The organism is Pseudomonas sp. NPDC088322 (assembly GCF_044740745.1).
GTDB classification, from domain to species: Bacteria; Pseudomonadota; Gammaproteobacteria; order Pseudomonadales; family Pseudomonadaceae; genus Aquipseudomonas; species Aquipseudomonas shirazensis.
The window spans coordinates 182,830-199,984 of record NZ_JBIURK010000005.1 but is presented as its reverse complement, the minus strand read 5'-3'; the positions used below and the strand labels follow the sequence as shown (position 1 = coordinate 199,984).

Below are 17,155 nucleotides of genomic sequence, written 5' to 3'. Positions count from 1 at the left end.
ACCATCAGAAACGCACGTCCATGGCCAACTCGAGCGTACGCGGTGCGCCCATGTAGTACTGCAGGCCGTATGCCTGCTTGGCGTAGACCTCGTCGGTGAGGTTGCGCACCCGTGCGGTCAGCGCGGTGTTGCGGTCGACCTGATAGCGCGCGAATGCACCGAACAGGGTATAGGCCGGCGCCTGCAACGTGTTGGCGTTGTCGGCGTAGACCGAGCCGACATAACGCCCGTCAACGCCCATCGACCAAACCGTATCGAAGCTGTAGGTCAGCCACAGGTTGCCGACATTGGCCGGCACGTTGACCGGCGCGTTGCCTTTACGCGATACCGAGACGCCATTGGCGGCCTCGTTGAACTCATCGTACTGCGCATCGACATAGGCATAGTTGGCTTCGGCCAGCAGCGTTGGCGTGACTTGAAAACGCCCAGCCAGTTCGATCCCGCGTGAGGTCTGCTGACCGGCTTGCACCGTCAGGTTGGGGTTGCTCGAATCGCGCACGGCAAAGTCCTTGCGCACGATCTGATACAGCGCAACGGTTGCCGCGCCGCGACCTTCGAGAAAGTCGAACTTGCTGCCGGCTTCCCACTGCTCGCCCTTGGACAGATCGAACAGGCCGACGTTGGAATAGGTGGCGGCGGCCAACGACCCGGCCGGCAGGTCGGCAGCGGTGCTGTACTGCAGGTACACGTTGGCGCTAGGTGTCAGTTCATAGGTCAAGCCGACCCGCCCGCTGAGCGGTTCCCAACGGCGTTCAAAGTAGGCTGGGCTGGTGGGCGAAACCGTGCCGTAGTTGTCCACCTGCATTTCCAGGTAGTCGTAGCGCAGGCCTGTGAGCAAGGCCAGGCGATCGGTCAACTGCAGGCGGTTTTCAGCGAACACTGCGCGATTGTCGATCTGGTGATGGCGCTGGCGGGTCAGGCCGGTATTGACCCCCGGGATGTCACCGAAACTGCCAGGGTCGAAATGGTCTGGGTCGACCACGTCGCTCCAGCTGCCCGCAGTGGGGTAGAGGTCCTGGCGCATGCGCGAGTAATCCACGCCCATCGCCCACTGGCTCGACAGGCCAAGCAGGCTGTTGGCGTGGCGCAGTTCGATACGGTCGCCCAGTACCGTTTGCTCATGGCGCTGCAGGTATGGGCTGCCGCGCTGCACATTGCCCGCGGCGTTGTAGCTGTACCGCTCAAGGTTGCGGTAATCGCGTTGGGCGTCGTAGTGGTACAGGGTGTTGTGCACGCTGGTGGCGTCGCTGATCTGGTAGTCGAGCATCGACCGCAACCAGCGCACGCGCTGTTCATAGCGGCCGTCGGCGACGTTGTAGTTCTCGAAGCGGCGGCTGTTGTCGATCTTCATGGTGCTGCGCCCCGGCAGGATCGGCGCGCCCCAGTAGGGGCTGACTTCCTTGTCCTGCTGGTACTCGATGGCCAGCGTGTGGGTGAGGTCGGGGGTCAGCTCACTGAGCAAGGACAACGCCAGGCTGTCGGTATCGCGCTCATTGCGGTCGATGTATCCGTTACTGTGGCCGCGGCTGAAATCCAGGCGCACGAAGTGGTGGGCCTCGGCCGGGTTGCTGGCCAGCGCCTGATTGATACCGAAGGCGATTTCCGAATCGTCGAAGCTGCCATAGCGCAGGCGGCCATCGATGGTCTGCTGATCGCGGCTGGCCAGCTTGCTGATGTAGTTGATCGAGCCGCCGACTGCACCGGCACCATGCAGGAACGACGACGGCCCACCGATCAGTTCGACGCGATCAATGACCCAGGCGTCCACCGGGCGAGTAGCGCTGCTATAGCCGAGGTTGATGCCGTTGAAGAGCTGGGTGACCTGGTTCTGGGTGAAGCCGCGGTAGCTGACAAAGCCTCCGTAGCCGGGGTTGGCCGAGGCGTTTACGCCGGTCATGGCGTTGATCACGTCCTGGGTGTCCTTGGCCCCGCGTTGTTCGATCACGCTGCGGTCGGAAACACTGACCGAGGCGGGCGTTTGCCGCGCGGTCAGGCCGAGCTTGGAGCCGGTACGGATCGGCTCGTCCAGTTGCACGCCCGAGGGCGCTGCGCGGCTGGCGTCGATGCTGGTGGCGGTGAGTTCGATGGCCGAGTGGTCGGCCCAGGCGATACTGCAGGTGCTCGCCAGGAGCACCAGGGAAGTCTGACGGATCATGTTGTTGTGGTTTCCACGCAAAAGTCATGGCTGAGCACACACCTGCGGGCAAGTGGCCCGGGCGACTCAGACGAAGGTTGCTGGCGCTGCGTGGATGGCAGGGGAGGCGCGTGGGTTGAGGGCAGGGCGCACATAGCGTGGCGGCGGTTGGGCCCAGCTGCGCTGGACCATCGGCGACGGCGCGCTGCCGCGTTGGCGCTCGAACCACCAGCCGGTGCTGCTCGGTGCCACCGCTTGAACAAACGATGAGCACACCGGGCAGTCCAGCTGCGCCATGTGCTGATCACCGCTGGAGTCGCCAAGGTCGACCGCCGGCCCGTGCTCGCTGGACAGCGAACAGAAGCCACCGTTGAGCCCGGACAGTTGCAGGCCGCTCATCTGGCCGTGGTGCAAACCGCAGATCAATAGGCTGAAGAGGACGCTGGCATACAGCGCCCAGGCAGTCAGCGCACGGCTCTGGCGGGGGATTTTCATGGCGGTGAATCTACCATCAGCTCAGCATCGCCTGAGTGCTGACTGGCTGTGGTGGATTGTCGCACCTGGGTGTCAGGCGGCGCGTTCCAATACATCGAGCAGGTCGACGAACTCGCGGGCCAATTTGTGCGTGGGCGCCAGATGGACCAGCGGCACGGCCGCCTGGTGCGACTCGCGCATCTTGATCGAGGCGCTCAGGTACACCGGCAGAATCGGCAGGCCTTCACCGCGCAGTTGCTCGACCAGGGTCTGGTGCAGTGCGGTGCGCCCGGCGTACTGATTGACCACCACGCCCTCGACGGTAAGTTCGGCATTGTGGTCGTGGCGCAGGTCTGCAACTTCGGCCATGACGTTGAGCAGTGCCTGGCGCGAGAAGCTGTCGCAGTCGAACGGAATCAGCAGGCGCTCGGCGGCGAGCAGGGCGCTGAAGGTATAGAAGTTCAGCGCAGGCGGGGTGTCGATATAGATCCGCTCGTAATCTTCCGACAGCGCGACCAGCAGCTTGCGCAGCTTGTTGATCTTGAATTTGCTTTCCAGACGGGTCTGCAAATCGGCCAGCTCTGGGCTGGCAGTGACCAGATGCAGGTTGGCGTAGCGTGTCTCGCTGATGGCCACACGGTTCTTCTTGCCTTCAGGGCTGGTACTGAGGGTCTGCCTGAAGAAGTCGGCAATGCCGGGGGGGATCTGATCGTTGCTCAAACCGGTCAGGTAGTAGGTGGCATTGGCCTGGGGATCGAGATCGACGAGCAGCGTGCGGTAACCCTCTGCAGCACTGGCGGCGGCGAGATTGCAGGCAATGCTCGATTTGCCCACGCCACCTTTTTGATTGAATACGACTCGACGCATGCTGCGGTTCATCCCTGAAATAAGCCGTGGGGCCATAGATGGCAGTTCAGAGACAATCCTATGAAGTAAACATGACAGTATTAAGACAAGGGTTGTTACATTTTGCCCGGTGCTTGAAACCCGCATCCTGAGCGAAGCCGGCACGCTCGAATCGCAACTCGAACATGCCGGCGTTTAACGTGCAAAGGCCAGTGAATTAGCCGCCGCCACCGCCGCCTGCACCGCCGGAGCTGCCGCTACCGGAACTGCCCGAGCCAGTGCCGCTGCCTGAGCCGCCCATGCCACTGCCGCCGGTGCCGCCTTGGTTGTCATCGCTGTCAGTGGTGCTGCCGCCCATGCCGCTGCCACCGGTACCGCTGCCGTTCATGGTGCCACTGCCAGTGCCGTCACGCTGCATGGTGCCGGTGCCCGTGCCGTCGCTGTTCATGGTGCCCGGGCCAACGCCGGTAGCGCCGCCGGTCTGGGTGCTTGGCGCGTCGTTGTCATTCATGTTGGTCGCGGCCATGGCCAGTGGCGCGGTGGCGCCCAGGCAGACTGCGAGACAAAGTGCATGCATCCGCTTCATGGTGTATCTCCCGTTCATGTGAGTACATGCATTGGGCCTTGCCTCGTCGATGAGGGTGCCCCGGGACTGACGGACGGTGTTCCAATCAAATGCCGGCGGCAGCGCCATCAACGTAGCGCTGATAGAAGTCGAGGGTGGCGAGGTTCTTGTGCTTGGCCTCGAACATGATGTCGAAGTCGCCCATGAAGCCCAGCGCGTAACGGTTGGTCCAGTCGTTCCACATGCGCTCGCTGTGCTGGTACAGATCACGCTTGTTGACCTGCTCCAGCAAGGCTGGAATCTCCAGCTTCTGCTGCGCGGTAAAGCCCAGTTCCTGCAGGCGCTCGGGCGGCTGCGAGTAGTGCATCACCGGGCGCACGCCGCGCCAGCTGGCGATGATCGGCGCCAGCCGTGGGTCGTCATGGGCGATGTAGTCGTTCTCGTGAATCCAGCAGTGATGGATATCCAGCACCACCGGCGCAAGGTCGGCCAGGCCCAGGCAATCGTCGACGCCGTAGGTCTTTTCATCGTTCTCGAAGGTGATGACATTGCGCGCTTCCTGCGACAGGCGCGGCCATACGGCACGCACGCCAGCGGCACCCAGACGCCCGGCAATGTGCACGTTGCACTTGAAGTCCTGAAAGCGCTGGCCGTAGCCCATCATGCGGATCATGTCGGCGTGGTACTCGAACTCGGCCAGGCTGTTTTCGACTACGTCGGGGCGGTCCGAGCCGAGTACGCAGTACTGGCCGGGATGAAACGACAGGCGAATATCCGCGCTGCGGGCAAACGCGCCAATCGCGCCGAGGCGTGTCTGCAGGTCAGCCTGAACGTTCGGGTTACGGTAGAACTCCGCCACTTGCGGGTGGCTGTAGAGCGGCAGCAGGTCGCTGCTCAAACGCACCATGCGCAGGGTTGGCGGCAGCTCCGCCACGTACGCCAGCAGGCGCAACTGGGCATCGAGATTGTGTTCGACCAGCTCCAGCAGCTTTGCCGCAGCGGCTTCGACGCTGGCGCTGTTGAGCCAGCGCAAGGTCGTGGTGCGCGGATTGAAGGCCTTTTCGATGGCCTCCAGTTCCTTGATCGCCAGGCTGCGATGCGGGTGGCGGTACATACAGGCAAAGCCCAGACGGGGCATGGTTATCTCCGGGTCGATAGGGGGCTGCAGCTTGGACACCAGCGCCGCGGCAAACGCTCAGTTCAGCTGTGCGCCGCCTCGCCACTGCGCGCGACCTGGACCTGATTGCGCCCGTTCTGCTTGGCCACATACAACGCAGCGTCGGCCTCGCTGAGCACCTCGGCCGGCAGGCTGCCAGAGTTGGCCTGCCAATGGGCTACGCCCAGCGACACGGTGATCGCACCGACCGCAGCGAGCGGTGTGTCCTGCACGCAAATGCGCAACCGCTGGGCAACCACGATGGCGATCTCCAGGCTGGCGCCAGGCAGGATCATGATGAACTCCTCGCCACCGGTGCGGCAGAGCACGTCGACTTCACGGCAACAGCTGCGCATCAGCTCGGCCAACTGGCGCAGGGCCTGATCACCCACTGCATGGCCGTAAGTGTCGTTGATCCGTTTGAAGTGATCGATGTCGAGCACGACAGCGGCGAAGTTACGCTCCTCGGCCTTGAGCAGCGACAGGTTGTATTCGAGGCTGCGGCGGTTACCGAGCCCGGTCAAGGGGTCGGTTTGCGCGTCCCGGTTGAGCCGGCCGATGCGCTCCTGCAGCAGATTGAGGCCAAACAGCAAAGCGCGCTTCAACTCGGCCGCTTCGAAGTACCAAGCACGCACCTTGTGCAGATGTTCGGCCGTGCCAGGGCGGTCCAGCGCCAGCGCGCCCGCCGCCAGTTGCCACAGCGGCCGGGTGATGGCCAGGGCAAACCACCACAGGGCGAGAAAACCAAGCAATGCCAACGGCGCCGACAGTAGCACCACATTCAGAATCAGCTGACGCATTGGCGCTACTGTCTGGCTCAGCGGCTGCTGCGCGATAACGCCCCAGCCCGTGCTTGGCACTGTGGCAAAACCGGCGAGCATCTCCACGCCGGCACTGTTGTGGATCTGCAGGGTGCCCTCAGACAGGGCGGGGAGCTGATCGATCAGGGAATTACCCTCGACCACTGTCCCGACCCGCTCCGGGTCTGGGTGATAGAGCAGACGCCGGTTACGGTCGACCACGTACAGGTACGAGCCATCCTTGTAGTAGTGCTCGCCGAGCATGCTGTTGAGGAAGTTGCGTTCACGCAGGTACACGCTGCCGCCGACATAGCCCAGGTATTTGCCTTGCCCATCGAAGATCGGCTGTGACAGCACCACCACCAGGTTATTGGCTGCCGACAGAAAAGGTGTTGATACCAGCGGGCGGCGTTCGCGCAGGGCCTCTTGCGAGCCTGGCGTCTGCACATGGGTGCCGATCAGGTGGCGCAGTGGCGCGGGCGAAACGGCGCGCAGAAACCCCTGGGCGTCGACCAGAAAGGTCGAGTTGAAGGCGATGCTCTGCTGCAGCACCCGCTCGGTCTCGGCCAGCAGCGAGGGCGCATCGTTCAGGTTGTGCGCCTGCACCCCGGCACTGAAGCCCAGTTGCTGCAGCGCGTTGCCCAGAAACGTATCGGTGATTGCTGCAAGTTTTGCCGCGTAGACCCGGTTGGCTTCCAGTGAGTGGTCGATCAGCAGTTGGCGTTGTACCCGGTAACTGGCGAAATAGCTGGTCAGCAGCATGGTCACTGCAGTCAGCGCCGAGAGTACGAGGATGAGTGTGCGCAGATCCAGGCGCAGTCCTTTCTTGGCGTGTGGCAATCCTGACCTCACTGACGGGTTACTGCGAAATACCTTATGCGTTTCGCGTGATTACAGCTACAGCTAAACCGGGCTGTTCAAGGCAGCGCTTGCAGATCGTCCTCGACCTGCTGCATACGTTGCGCGGCGAGGGCCTGTACCGCTTTGTCCTGGGCGCTGGCGCGCATCAGACCGGTGAGCTTCTCGCTGAGGCGTTTGCCCTGCTCGGTGTCACCGAGTGCCTTGGCTTTCTCGGGGTTTTGCGTTGCCTCGACGATGGTCTCGAATTCGGCATCGCTGAAGTTGGCTGTGCTGTACAGCTTGAACAGGTCGTTGCGCTGGTCCTCGACGGTGAGGTGCTTGCGCAGTACCTGCTTGATCTGCTCTTCGGGGACCTGCGGGTGGGTCATGGCCAGCAGTGAGGCCATCCTGCCGATGTTGTGCTCGTAGGCGGCTTGCAAGGGCAGCTTGGCGAGGATCTGTTGTTCGCGGCTGGGCTGCTGGTCGCAGGCAGCGAGGGCACCGAGCAAGAGCACGGGCAGCAGCAGGTTGAGCAAGCGATTCATCGAGCAGCCCTTGGGCACAGTGGGGTGGCAAGTTTACCGTTTTTCCAGGGCCTGCGTGGCAGTTGCGCTGCGTGGGAAACGGCCTGCACAGATGTCCGGAAAGTAAACACATCGTTTTTGACGGCGGCTGCCCAGCTGCAGCTGAATACCCCCTCAAGAACAGTTTTGCCGCGACGTTGCGGACTGATCCGCAGCGCCTGCCGTTTCGCCAGTCAGCTTGAGCGCGCCCGTGCAATTGCGCACGGGCTGGCGATCGGGTAGAAGTTGGCTTTCACCTCGCTTCAAGGCCTGAGCGCAATGACAGACTGGATTATCACTTCGGTAGCCGCCGATGCCATCGACGAGGTGGTCGCGTTCGTCAACGACTCGCGGCGGGAGCTGTTTCCGCTGCTGGCTGACGCACCGCTGCCGGCTGACCTTGCCCGGTTCAGCGATACCTACCTGCAAGGTGGCGGCTGTTTCTTGACCGCGCGCGACAACGGCCGGCTGGTCGCAGCCATCGGCTACCGGCCTTACGACCACCGCTTCAGCCAGCTGAATTATCACGACTTCACTGTGGTGGAAGTGGTGCGGCTGTTCGTTTTGCCCGAGTACCGCCGCTTTGGTCTGGCCGCAGCGCTGTTTGCAGAGCTGCGGTTGCGGGCCAAGGCTGCTGGAATCGAATGTTTGTATCTGCATACGCATCCGTTTCTGCCAGGAGCGATTCGCTTCTGGGAGCGGCAAGGGTTTGTCGTCACCGATATTGAACAGGACCCTGTATGGCAAACGACGCATATGCAGTTGCTGCTGGTGTAGTGGGTGAGAAGGCACTGTCGGGGTTGAGCTAAGGCGTCGCCGTCGGCAGGTTGCCGGGACCGTTTGGCGAACCGACTGAGGTAGATAAGCGCAGACGCAGTCAGAGTTTCTCGTTCTGATCAGCTTCGCTCTGCCTGCCTCAAAACCCACCCGTAAGCGGATACTCCACCGCTACCCGAATCTGATCCGCATCCAGCTCAGCTTGCGCCGTGTTCCCACGATGCACGTCATGCCGCAGAGAGAACACCGTGCCTTTGGCCTTGCCGCTCTGTACTACATAGCGCGCTTCCAGGTCGCGTTCCCAATGTTTGCCGCCGCGGCCATAACCGAGATAGGCATAACCGCCGCGTGGATCGACACGACTGCCGTCGATGTCGAAACCGCGTACATACAGCGCCGTCAGGTTCAACCCAGGCACGCCGTAGGCGCCCATGTTCAGGTCGTAGCGCGCCTGCCAGGACTTCTCATTGGGGGCGTTGAAGTCGGACAGCTGCACCGCGTTGCTGATGAAAATGGCGCCGCGGCTGACGTAGTCGAACGGGGTGTCGCCGTGCACTTGCTGCCAGCCGAGACTGAAACCGTGTGGCCCGTGGTTGTAGCGCGAGACCAGGCTCCAGGTGGTGTTGTCGATCTGCCCGGACAAGGCCTTGCCGGTGTCGCGGGTGCGGTACAGGTTGAGGTCGAGGCTGACGCTGCGTTGGTCGCTCAACGCGTGGCTGAGGGTGCTGCCCAGGTAGTGCTGGTTCCAGGTGTCTTCATAGCGCGAGGTGTACAGGCTGGCGCTGACGGAGTCGCTCGGGTTCCAGACCATGCCGGCGAGGTCGAAGCTGTCGCCCTTGAGGGCATTCGAGTAGTTCACCACCAGGCCTTGGTTGTGGCTGCTGGCGTTACGGTCGGCGCTCTCGGTGAAGTGCCCGGCAACCAGTTTCAAGGTGTCAACTTCGTTGCTGGTCAACAACCAGCCGGTTGCAGTCTCTGGCAGCAGGCGGCTGTCGGAGGCGTTGAATACCGGCGTTTTTACCCGTTGTTCACCGTAGCTCAGCACCGTGTCGGCCATTCGCAGGTTAAGTGCGGCGCCAGCGCGGCTGTACTCGGTTTTCGGGTGGCCTTGATTGTCCACGCTGAGCAAGCGCGCCTTGCCCGCACGGCCGCCGCCGCTGTCGAGTTGCACGCCGAGGTAAGCGTGGGCATCGACGCCAACCCCGATCAGGCCCTGGGTGAAACCTGACTGCAAGGTGCCCATCAGGCCATAGCCCCACTCTTCGGCTTTGCCGCTACGCTCGCTACGCGGTTTGTAGGCGTTGCGCGCGCCGCTGTTGCTGGCGCCGTGACGATAATCGCGCTGGTCGAATACGCTGCGGTTGAGCAGGCTCCAGCTGCTGTCTTCAATCAGTCCGTTGGCCTTTGCCTGGGCAGACTCGGCGGCTGCCAGAGGGGAGACAGTGATCAGCGGGAGCAGAGCAGCAGCGCGCTTGAAATGGCTCACTGACCTGTTCCCAGTTTCTCCAGCTGTACTTGCAGACGGGCCTTGGCCCGGGCTGGCAAGGTCGCCGGCAGGGCCGGCATATCGACCGCCGGTTCGCCAACCTGGATCAACATGACCATGCCCATCGCCAGGTGCGGAATGCACTGAATTGCATACAACCCCGGTACGCTGAACTGCTGCTCGTGGGGCTGATTGAGCTTGCTCTTGAAGGCTTCGGCGCCGGCTGGCAGCAGCTCGGCCAGGGTCGCGGCATTGTGCCCGCTCATGGTCGGCACAAAGCGCACGCTGTCGCCGGGAGCGATGTGCAGGTGGTCCGGTTCATAGACCATGGCGCCGTCGCTGCCGCGGTTGAGCATCTTTACTTCATGGATTTCGGCGTGAGCCGGCGGGGCGAGTAGGGCGCTGCACAGCAGCAAGGCGAGAGGGCGCGAAAACATAGTGGGAACATCCGTGTTCAAGGGGCGCGAAAACGCAGTATGCGGGCGCCGTCATAAGGATCGGTGAGGTAGTGAGCGTGCACGCCGAAGGTGCGCAGCAGGCGCTCTGGGGTCAGCACGTCATGCGGCTTGCCGAGGGCTACCAAGCGGCCTTGGTCGAGCACCGCGAGGCGGTCGCAGGTCAGCGCCTGGTTCAAATCATGTAAAGCCACCAAGGTCGTCACCGGCAGTGCCTGGACCTGCTGCAGCAGGCTCAGTTGGTGCTGGATATCGAGGTGGTTGGTTGGCTCATCGAGCAGCAATACGCCTGGCCGCTGGGCCAGGGCGCGGGCGATGTGCACGCGCTGCCGCTCGCCGCCGGACAGGCTGTGCCAGAGGCGCTGGCGCAAGTGCAGGGCGTCAAGATCGGTAAGGGCCTGCTCGACGATACGCCGATCATCGGGGGAGTACGGCGCCAGCGCCGACAGCCATGGTGTGCGGCCCAGGGCCACGGCGTCATACACGCTGATGGCATCGCTGGTGTCGGCTTGCTGCTCGACCAGAGCCAAAGCCTGGGCGATCTGCCGCCGGGGCATGCGCGCCAGTGGCTGGCCGAGCAGCTGCACTTCGCCGCTACTCGGTTTGAGCAGGCCGGCAAGCAGTTTGAGCAGGGTCGATTTGCCGGAGCCATTTGGGCCAACCACGCCGAGGGTTTCCCCGGCGATCACCTCAAGCTCGACCGCTTCGAGCACATCGTTGCCACCCAGACGCAGGCCAAGGCCTCGGCAACTGAGCGGCGCGAGATTCACGCTGTTGAGGTTGGTCATGCGCGCCCCCGGCGGCTTACCAGAATCAAGGCGAACAGCGGCGCGCCAATCAGCGCAGTGACCACGCCGACCGGAATCACCTGCCCAGGAATCAAGGTCCGCGAGAGGATATCGGCGCTGATCAGGAACAGCGCACCTCCCAGGGCACTGGCCGGCAGCAGGCGGCTGTGCCCGGTGCCGAGCAGCAGGCGCAGTGCGTGCGGAATGACCAGGCCGACAAAGCCGATGGCGCCGACAATCGATACCATCACTGCCGTAACCAGCGCCGCGCAGCTGATCAGCAGCAGTTGGCTGCGGCGCACCGGAATACCCAGCGAGGCCGCCGAGTCGGCGCCGAAGGTAAAGGCGTCGAGGGTGCGCCGATGCCACAGGCATACCGCCAAACCCAGCAGCGCCACCGGCACCGCCAGCCACACCGACGGCCAACGCACGCCGCTCAGGTTACCCAGCAGCCAGAACAGAATGCCGCGCGCCTGTTCGGCAGTCGCCGACTTGGTGATCAAGAATGCCGTAAGCGCGCTGAACAACTGCGAGCCAGCGATCCCGGCCAGAATCACCTGGGCATTGCCGCCGCCAGCACCGCTGGCCCGCGACAGCAACAGGACTAGGCCGAACGCTGCCAGTGCACCAATGAACGCGCCGCCCGACATCGACAGCGCAGCGCCACCAAGCCCAAGCAAGGCTACCGCGACCGCACCCGTCGAGGCGCCCGCCGACAACCCAAGCAGATACGGCTCGGCCAGCGGATTGCGCAGCAGCGCCTGCAGGATCACCCCGCAGGTCGCCAGCCCGGCGCCGCATGCGGCAGCCACCAGGGTGCGGGTCAGGCGATAGTTCCAGACGATGCCCGCGTCGATCGGGTCGACTGGGTAACCGGCGTCCCACAGGTGGTTGGCCAGGACCTGCACGACCACGCTGGGCGCCACTGGCGTTTCACCAATGGCGATACCGGCAAGCATCGCCCCCAGCAAGGCGAGCAGGGCAGCGGCGCAGTAGGGCAGCAGACGCATCATGGTTGCTCGGCTTTCCCCGAAGCAAACGCGTTGGACAGCGTCTCCAGGCCACGGAACAGGCGAATACCGGCCTGCATCGCGTCGGCATCGAGGACGATGATGCGGCCCTCGCGAACGGCGTCCATGTGTTTGGTGACGGGGTCACTACGGAGGAATTCGAGCTTCTTCTGGTAGTCATCGGCAGGGAAGCGGCGGCGGTCCATGCGGGCGATGATCAGCCAGGTCGGGTTGGCCTTGGCCAGGGTTTCCCAGCCAACCGTTGGCCACTCTTCGCTGGACTCGACCACGTTGCGCACGCCCAGGGTCTGCAACATGAAGTCGGCCACGCCCTGGCGGCCGGCGACATATGGGTCGATGTCGAGGTCGGCACTGGAGAACCAGAACAGGGCGGAGGTCTGCGTCAGGTCGTGGTCGGCCAGTTGATTGCGGGCAGTGTCCAGGCTCTGCTTGAGCTCGTTGTTGAGCGCTTCGCCACGCGCCTGCACGTCGAAGATCTCGGCCAGTTGGCTGACGCTTTTGTAGATGCTGGCGATCTGGAACGGCTGCAGCCGGGTGCCGTCGGCACCGACCAGGTTGTCCTTGCCTTCGCAATCGGACGGCAGCACATAGGTCGGCACGTTCAGCTCGTTGAACTGCTCACGGGTGCCGACCACACCCTGTGCGCCGATCATCCATTCGAACTGCGCAGCTACCAGTTGCGGCCGCTTGCCGACCACTGCTTCAAAGCTTGGGTCGTTGTCAGCGAGGCGCTCGACCTGGTCGTTCTGCGCCTTGAACTCGGGCAGCACGTTGTTGAACCACAGCGAGGTGCCCACCAGCTTGTCGCCCAGGCCCAGTGCATAGAGCATTTCGGTACCGGCCTGGCCGATGGTCACTGCGCGCTGCGGCGCCTGGGCAAAGGTCTGCACCGCGCCGCAGTTGTCGATGGTCAGCGGATAGTGGGTGGCGGCGGCCTGGGCCAGGCCAGACAGGCTCAGGCCTGCCAGCAGGGTCACGAAACGGGGCAGCATGGGTGGGCGATCTCCTATCGAACAATGCGGGGAATGAACCCACGGACAGGCATCGCCTTGCCCATAGCGCACGGCAACGGGAAGCACCCTGGGAAGGGTGGAGATGGCCAGCCCGGACACCCCGCCGGTTGGTAAATGTTTGCCGGCAGGTCTCCTGACTGGTGCGTCATGGCCTGGCTCCAGCCTTCCCGGGTCAGCAACCCAGTGGCATCGATGGAGCAGGCTCGGCACTTACAGTTGCGGGGGCAGTTCCGTTTCGCCTGCATTCAAGGGCAGGCCTGGGATTCCCTGTTAGTTCCGTGATGGAAACCGGCGGGCGGCATGGTAGACCATCACGCCGCCGGGGGAAAACGCTTTTCAGAGATACTTGAGCCAGCTGATGTCGCGGCGGCGTGCCTTGAGTTGGGCAAACTGGCGCACCGGCAGGTACAACGCCGCCGCCAGCAAGCCGGCAGTCAGCCAGATGAAGCCGATGCTGTCGAAGCCGAAATAACCACCCTGATTGAGCCCGAACAGCGCGACACAGGCCAGGTACAGCAGCTTGAGCACATACAGGTGCAGCAGGTAGAAAAACATCGGCGCCGCGCCGAACACCGCCAGCACATTGATCCAGCGCGCCTGGCCGGCGCGTTCGAAACCGCGCAGCAACAGCAGCCCGGCGCCCAGCGTCAGCGCCAGGAACAGCAGCGACGGTGGGTACTTGGTGATGTTGCAAATGCTCATCACGGTCTGCATCAGGCTTGGGTAGCTGCTCCACGGCGCTTCGCCGTAGCCATTGAGCAGGCGCAGGCCGACGAAGCCGAGCAGGGCCGCTACTCCCGCCAGCAGCAAGCGCCGTTGGCGCATGCTGGCGACGCTGCTGCGGGCGAACCACGGGCCGAGGGCGTAGCCAAGGGCAATCACGCCAATCCACGGCAGCACCGGGTAGGAAGTGCGCATGCGCAGGCTGTCGGACACTTCCAGCCAGCCGCGGTCATGCAGGATCGCCCACGGCACATGCATGACCGAGCCGGGCGCAAAGTGCACGCCGTCGAGCAGGTTATGCCCGGCGATGATCAGCGCACCAAGCGCGATCAGCGCCGGGCGTGGCAGCCAGACCAGCAGTGACAGCGCGATCATGCTTACGCCGATCGCCCAGATCACCTGCATGTAGATCACCGTCGGGGGCAACTGGAAGGTCCAGGCGAAGTTGACCAGGGTGAATTCCAGCACCACCAGAAACAGCCCGCGCTTGAACAGGAACGCCGAGGTGGCGCCGCGGCCTTGATACTTCTCGCCATACAGCCAGGCCGAAAGACCGGTCAGCAGGACAAACACCGGGGCGCACAGATGCGCCAGGGTGCGGCTGAAAAACAGCGAAGGTTCGGTGCTTTCGATGGTCATCGGATCAACCACCTGGTGATGCATGAAGAAGGTCTCGCGTACGTGATCGAGCAGCATGAACAGAATGACCAGTCCGCGCAGGGCATCGATGCTCTGCAGGCGTCGGCTGACGAGGGTGGGAGAAGTCAGGGCGGTTGTCATGAAAATTCGCTGGTGAGGTTTCGTGTAACGTTATCTTATAACGATTGGTTTTCCTGTTGAAAGTCTTTTGTCGGTGAGCGTAGTGCCCATGAAGGCCCTGGCTAGCCCGTTGCAGCGCGGCCAGCCAGGGTGAATCGTGTTTAGAAGCTGTAGTCAAGCGTGGCGAAATACGAGCGTGGTGCGCCCAGCAGCCACTGCTCGCCGCTGTAGGCGGCCGTCACGTAGTTGCGGTTTAGCAGGTTGTTCAACTGCAGGCCCAGGCGCACGTCAGGCTGCACTTGCCAGCCCAGGTTGGCATCGACCACGGTGTAGCTGGGGATGCTCTGGCTATTGCCGGTGTCGGCGTAACGCGTGTCGACATAACGCAGGCCGACGCCGGCATCGACGTCCTGGCCAAAGCCTTTGCTCAGCCACAGGTTGGCACTGCGTCGCGGCACATTGGCCGGGCGTTTGCCGCTGCGGTCGGTGGCAACGCCTGCCACGCTTTCATTGAAGTCGTCGTACTTGGCCCGTAGCAGCGCGGCGTTGGCCGACAGCTGCCACTGGTTGGCCAAGGCCAATTCGAGGGTCGCTTCCAGGCCATCGGAGGTCTGCTGGCCGGCCTGTTGCGGTTGATGGCTGACAGGGTCGTCGACCAGCAGCTTTTTCTTGACGATGTGATAAGCGGCCAAGGTCCACTCGCCACGGCCATCAAGAAAGCGCTGCTTGACGCCAAGTTCGGTCTGGCGCGCTTCGGTCAGGTCGAAGTTCATCTGTGCCGGGCTGAGGCTGACCAGGTTTTCCACACCGTCTTCACTGGTCGAGTACTGGCCGTACAGCGCCAGGTCCGGCGTCAGCGCATAGACCAGCCCTGCGCGCCAGTTGCCGCCGCTGAGACTGCGGTCGGTGCGGCTGCCGTCGACCAGGTTATCGCGCTCGATGTGGTTTTGATCACGGCGAATACCGGTGACCAGCGACAGCTGCTCAGTCAACTGCGTGCGGTTTTCGGCGAACAGCGCTGCGCTGTGGGTGGTACTGAACGAGCGCGGTTGCAGCGGCGTGGCGCTGACGAACTGGCCGGGCGCGGGCTGCCACGGGTCAATGTAGTCGTTGCCGATATCGTTGTAGGGCCAGTTGTTGGTCAGGCGGAAACGGATCTTGTTGTATTCGGCGCCCACCACGGTCGTGCTGGCCAGGCCAAACAGGCTGTGCTGGAAGGTGAAGCTCTGGCGATCACCGATCTGCTCCTGGTTGTGCTTGATCTCTAGAAAGCCATTGCGCAGCAGTTGGCCGACGTCTGCGTCCCAGTTGTAGTTTTCGGCGTTGCGCCAGTGGCGACGGCTCTTGATGTAATAGAGCTGGTTGCTGGCGCTGACGTTGTCGCTGATAGCCCACTCGCTGCTCAGGCGGGTCCATTCATCGTGGTAGCGCAATTCGGCGTCACGCACGTTGTAGTTCTTGTCGCGCAGGCTGTCACGGTAGTGCCCGGCAATCAGCGGTGTGCCGAAGTAGTTCATCGGCTCGGCGTCGCCGCGTTCGTGGGCGAGGGTGAAACTCAGGTCTTCGTTGGCATCGAAGCGCAGTGCCAGGCTCAGGGCCAGGTTGCGTGAGTCGCCGCGGTCGATATGGCCATTGCCTTGCTGCTTGTTGATGGTGGCACGGTAGCTGAGGCGCTCGCTCAGGCTGCCGCCGCTGTCCAGGCCCAGTTGCTGGCGGTCCCATGAGCCGTAGCCCAGGCGCAGCTGGTTGTGGATCTCGCCTTGCACGGGCTTTTTCGGGATGACGTTGACCACCGCGCCGGTGGCGCCTTCGCCGTATAACACCGACGCCGGACCGCGCAGCACTTCGATACGTTCGACCAGCCATGGGTCGACCGGGAAAGTCTGGGTGCCGGCACCGGTGTACAGGCGCGCGCCGTCGAACAGGGTCATCACCGAACCATGGCCGTTGAAGCCGCGTGCGCTGAGGCCAGTGCCGCCATCGCCTGGGGTGCCGATGGAGGTGATACCCGGGGTGCGGGTGACCGCATCCTGCACGGTGAGGTTGCTGCGCTGCTGGATCTGTTCGGCGCTAAGGCTGCTGACACTGGCTGGTGTTTCGAAGGCAGTCAGGCCGAGGCGCGAGCCGGTCTCGCTGCTGCTGGTGAGGTCGGCGCTTGCGTCGCGGCGTTCGCTGATCGCGATAGAGGGCAGGGCGACGACCTTGCTCGTCGGCTCTGCGGCCACGGCTGGCGAAGCGGCGGCAATGCAGGCCGCCAGAAGAGTAAAGGTATTGGTACGGGACATGTCGTTCCACTGGTGCAGGAAGTAAGGATCCCGGTGGAAACAACGCAAAGACAAGCGGGCACGAACGCTGGGCGCACGCGCAAACCGGCCTGCGCCCGCCCACCGCGGGTTTGCCAACTGAAAGTTGCAGGCCGGTCTCCGGGCTTGCGAGGGCTGGAAACCTTCACCTTCCCGTGCACGGGCACAGTGGTGTGTCGAAGGTTTCACTCGCTTACCGTTGCGGGGGCAGCGCCGGACTAATCATGCAGATGACGCACCGGCTTCCCGTTTCACCCTGCGCACGGCGGCGCAGGACACCTGAAACTGGCGCGCATCTGAGCATCGAAAGTGGCCTTAGTCAAACCTTGGCGCTAAGAAAAATTTGTGACGCATTAGAGGTTTGCGAGTTTTTACTGATTCTTTTTCGAACTTTTCACATTTGGTGTGCATCGAACCGCTCGATTGTCACAGAAACACCCAC

General features: G+C 63.1%; 15 protein-coding genes and 2 riboswitches. Of the genes, 1 reads left to right on the top strand and 14 read right to left on the bottom strand.

Translation table 11 applies throughout. The features are described from left to right. Nucleotides 1-4: 4 nt before the first annotated feature. The 7 genes from ACIOAU_RS14495 to ACIOAU_RS14465 form a co-directional block, all read right to left on the bottom strand. The gene (locus tag ACIOAU_RS14495) at nt 5-2,155 is read right to left on the bottom strand and encodes a TonB-dependent receptor (protein ID WP_401182797.1); all 2,151 of its coding nucleotides are present in this window, start codon (nt 2,153-2,155) and stop codon (nt 5-7) included. A 66-nt stretch (nt 2,156-2,221) separates the two neighbouring features. Then, nucleotides 2,222-2,629 carry a DUF2946 family protein gene (locus ACIOAU_RS14490; RefSeq protein WP_101320004.1) on the bottom strand — a complete coding sequence of 136 codons (408 nt, stop codon included), beginning with the start codon at nt 2,627-2,629 and terminating at the stop codon, nt 2,222-2,224. Between the two features lie 72 nt (nt 2,630-2,701). Further along, nucleotides 2,702-3,475 carry a ParA family protein gene (locus ACIOAU_RS14485; protein ID WP_401182794.1) on the bottom strand — a complete coding sequence of 258 codons (774 nt, stop codon included), beginning with the start codon at nt 3,473-3,475 and terminating at the stop codon, nt 2,702-2,704. Between the two features lie 196 nt (nt 3,476-3,671). Then, nucleotides 3,672-4,040 (bottom strand): hypothetical protein, encoded by a 369-nt coding sequence (locus tag ACIOAU_RS14480; RefSeq protein WP_150569058.1) that lies wholly within the window; start codon nt 4,038-4,040, stop codon nt 3,672-3,674. 85 nt (nt 4,041-4,125) lie between these two features. Then, nucleotides 4,126-5,157 carry a UV damage endonuclease UvsE gene (locus tag ACIOAU_RS14475; RefSeq protein WP_150569613.1) on the bottom strand — a complete coding sequence of 344 codons (1,032 nt, stop codon included), beginning with the start codon at nt 5,155-5,157 and terminating at the stop codon, nt 4,126-4,128. Between the two features lie 62 nt (nt 5,158-5,219). Continuing rightward, nucleotides 5,220-6,815: a diguanylate cyclase gene (locus ACIOAU_RS14470; protein WP_401182789.1), complete on the bottom strand. Its 1,596-nt coding sequence runs from the start codon at nt 6,813-6,815 to the stop codon at nt 5,220-5,222. 77 nt (nt 6,816-6,892) lie between these two features. Further along, the gene (locus ACIOAU_RS14465) at nt 6,893-7,360 is read right to left on the bottom strand and encodes a hypothetical protein (protein WP_101323038.1); all 468 of its coding nucleotides are present in this window, start codon (nt 7,358-7,360) and stop codon (nt 6,893-6,895) included. Nucleotides 7,361-7,657: 297 nt separating this feature from the next. On the opposite strand from ACIOAU_RS14465, the gene ACIOAU_RS14460 reads away from it, so the two are divergent. After that, nucleotides 7,658-8,155, top strand: coding sequence for a GNAT family N-acetyltransferase (locus ACIOAU_RS14460; RefSeq protein ID WP_401182786.1), 498 nt, complete (start codon nt 7,658-7,660; stop codon nt 8,153-8,155). Nucleotides 8,156-8,294: 139 nt separating this feature from the next. Here the strand turns inward: ACIOAU_RS14460 and ACIOAU_RS14455 are convergent, their stop codons facing one another. From ACIOAU_RS14455 to ACIOAU_RS14425, 7 genes are all read right to left on the bottom strand, one after another. Further along, nucleotides 8,295-9,641: an OprD family porin gene (locus ACIOAU_RS14455; protein ID WP_401182783.1), complete on the bottom strand. Its 1,347-nt coding sequence runs from the start codon at nt 9,639-9,641 to the stop codon at nt 8,295-8,297. Next, nucleotides 9,638-10,078, bottom strand: a complete 441-nt coding sequence (locus ACIOAU_RS14450; protein ID WP_312386656.1) for a pseudoazurin — start codon at nt 10,076-10,078, stop codon at nt 9,638-9,640. Before ACIOAU_RS14450 ends, ACIOAU_RS14455 begins: the two co-directional genes overlap by 4 nt. A 17-nt stretch (nt 10,079-10,095) precedes the next feature. Then, nucleotides 10,096-10,884: an ABC transporter ATP-binding protein gene (locus ACIOAU_RS14445; RefSeq protein WP_401182779.1), complete on the bottom strand. Its 789-nt coding sequence runs from the start codon at nt 10,882-10,884 to the stop codon at nt 10,096-10,098. Continuing rightward, nucleotides 10,881-11,897 carry an iron ABC transporter permease gene (locus ACIOAU_RS14440; RefSeq protein ID WP_220633756.1) on the bottom strand — a complete coding sequence of 339 codons (1,017 nt, stop codon included), beginning with the start codon at nt 11,895-11,897 and terminating at the stop codon, nt 10,881-10,883. The genes ACIOAU_RS14445 and ACIOAU_RS14440 overlap by 4 nt, the downstream gene beginning before the upstream one ends. Continuing rightward, nucleotides 11,894-12,907: an ABC transporter substrate-binding protein gene (locus ACIOAU_RS14435; RefSeq protein WP_401182776.1), complete on the bottom strand. Its 1,014-nt coding sequence runs from the start codon at nt 12,905-12,907 to the stop codon at nt 11,894-11,896. Before ACIOAU_RS14435 ends, ACIOAU_RS14440 begins: the two co-directional genes overlap by 4 nt. 126 nt (nt 12,908-13,033) lie before the next feature. Then, nucleotides 13,034-13,236, bottom strand: a riboswitch (cobalamin riboswitch). A gap of 28 nt (nt 13,237-13,264) precedes the next feature. Beyond that, nucleotides 13,265-14,431, bottom strand: coding sequence for a DUF1624 domain-containing protein (locus ACIOAU_RS14430; protein WP_150569065.1), 1,167 nt, complete (start codon nt 14,429-14,431; stop codon nt 13,265-13,267). A gap of 140 nt (nt 14,432-14,571) precedes the next feature. Continuing rightward, nucleotides 14,572-16,695: a TonB-dependent receptor gene (locus ACIOAU_RS14425; RefSeq protein WP_401182773.1), complete on the bottom strand. Its 2,124-nt coding sequence runs from the start codon at nt 16,693-16,695 to the stop codon at nt 14,572-14,574. Nucleotides 16,696-16,806: 111 nt separating this feature from the next. Beyond that, nucleotides 16,807-17,011, bottom strand: a riboswitch (cobalamin riboswitch). Nucleotides 17,012-17,155 lie beyond the last annotated feature (144 nt).

Bases quoted from the DNA above. Each gene is read 5' to 3' on its own strand.
- ACIOAU_RS14495 (WP_401182797.1), bottom strand. From the start codon at position 2,155: ATGATCCGTCAGACTTCCCTGGTGCTCCTGGCGAGCACCTGCAGTATC.
- ACIOAU_RS14490 (WP_101320004.1), bottom strand. From the start codon at position 2,629: ATGAAAATCCCCCGCCAGAGCCGTGCGCTGACTGCCTGGGCGCTGTAT.
- ACIOAU_RS14485 (WP_401182794.1), bottom strand. From the start codon at position 3,475: ATGCGTCGAGTCGTATTCAATCAAAAAGGTGGCGTGGGCAAATCGAGC.
- ACIOAU_RS14480 (WP_150569058.1), bottom strand. From the start codon at position 4,040: ATGAAGCGGATGCATGCACTTTGTCTCGCAGTCTGCCTGGGCGCCACC.
- ACIOAU_RS14475 (WP_150569613.1), bottom strand. From the start codon at position 5,157: ATGCCCCGTCTGGGCTTTGCCTGTATGTACCGCCACCCGCATCGCAGC.
- ACIOAU_RS14465 (WP_101323038.1), bottom strand. From the start codon at position 7,360: ATGAATCGCTTGCTCAACCTGCTGCTGCCCGTGCTCTTGCTCGGTGCC.
- ACIOAU_RS14460 (WP_401182786.1), top strand. From the start codon at position 7,658: ATGACAGACTGGATTATCACTTCGGTAGCCGCCGATGCCATCGACGAG.
- ACIOAU_RS14450 (WP_312386656.1), bottom strand. From the start codon at position 10,078: ATGTTTTCGCGCCCTCTCGCCTTGCTGCTGTGCAGCGCCCTACTCGCC.
- ACIOAU_RS14445 (WP_401182779.1), bottom strand. From the start codon at position 10,884: ATGACCAACCTCAACAGCGTGAATCTCGCGCCGCTCAGTTGCCGAGGC.
- ACIOAU_RS14440 (WP_220633756.1), bottom strand. From the start codon at position 11,897: ATGATGCGTCTGCTGCCCTACTGCGCCGCTGCCCTGCTCGCCTTGCTG.
- ACIOAU_RS14435 (WP_401182776.1), bottom strand. From the start codon at position 12,907: ATGCTGCCCCGTTTCGTGACCCTGCTGGCAGGCCTGAGCCTGTCTGGC.
- ACIOAU_RS14430 (WP_150569065.1), bottom strand. From the start codon at position 14,431: ATGACAACCGCCCTGACTTCTCCCACCCTCGTCAGCCGACGCCTGCAG.
- ACIOAU_RS14425 (WP_401182773.1), bottom strand. From the start codon at position 16,695: ATGTCCCGTACCAATACCTTTACTCTTCTGGCGGCCTGCATTGCCGCC.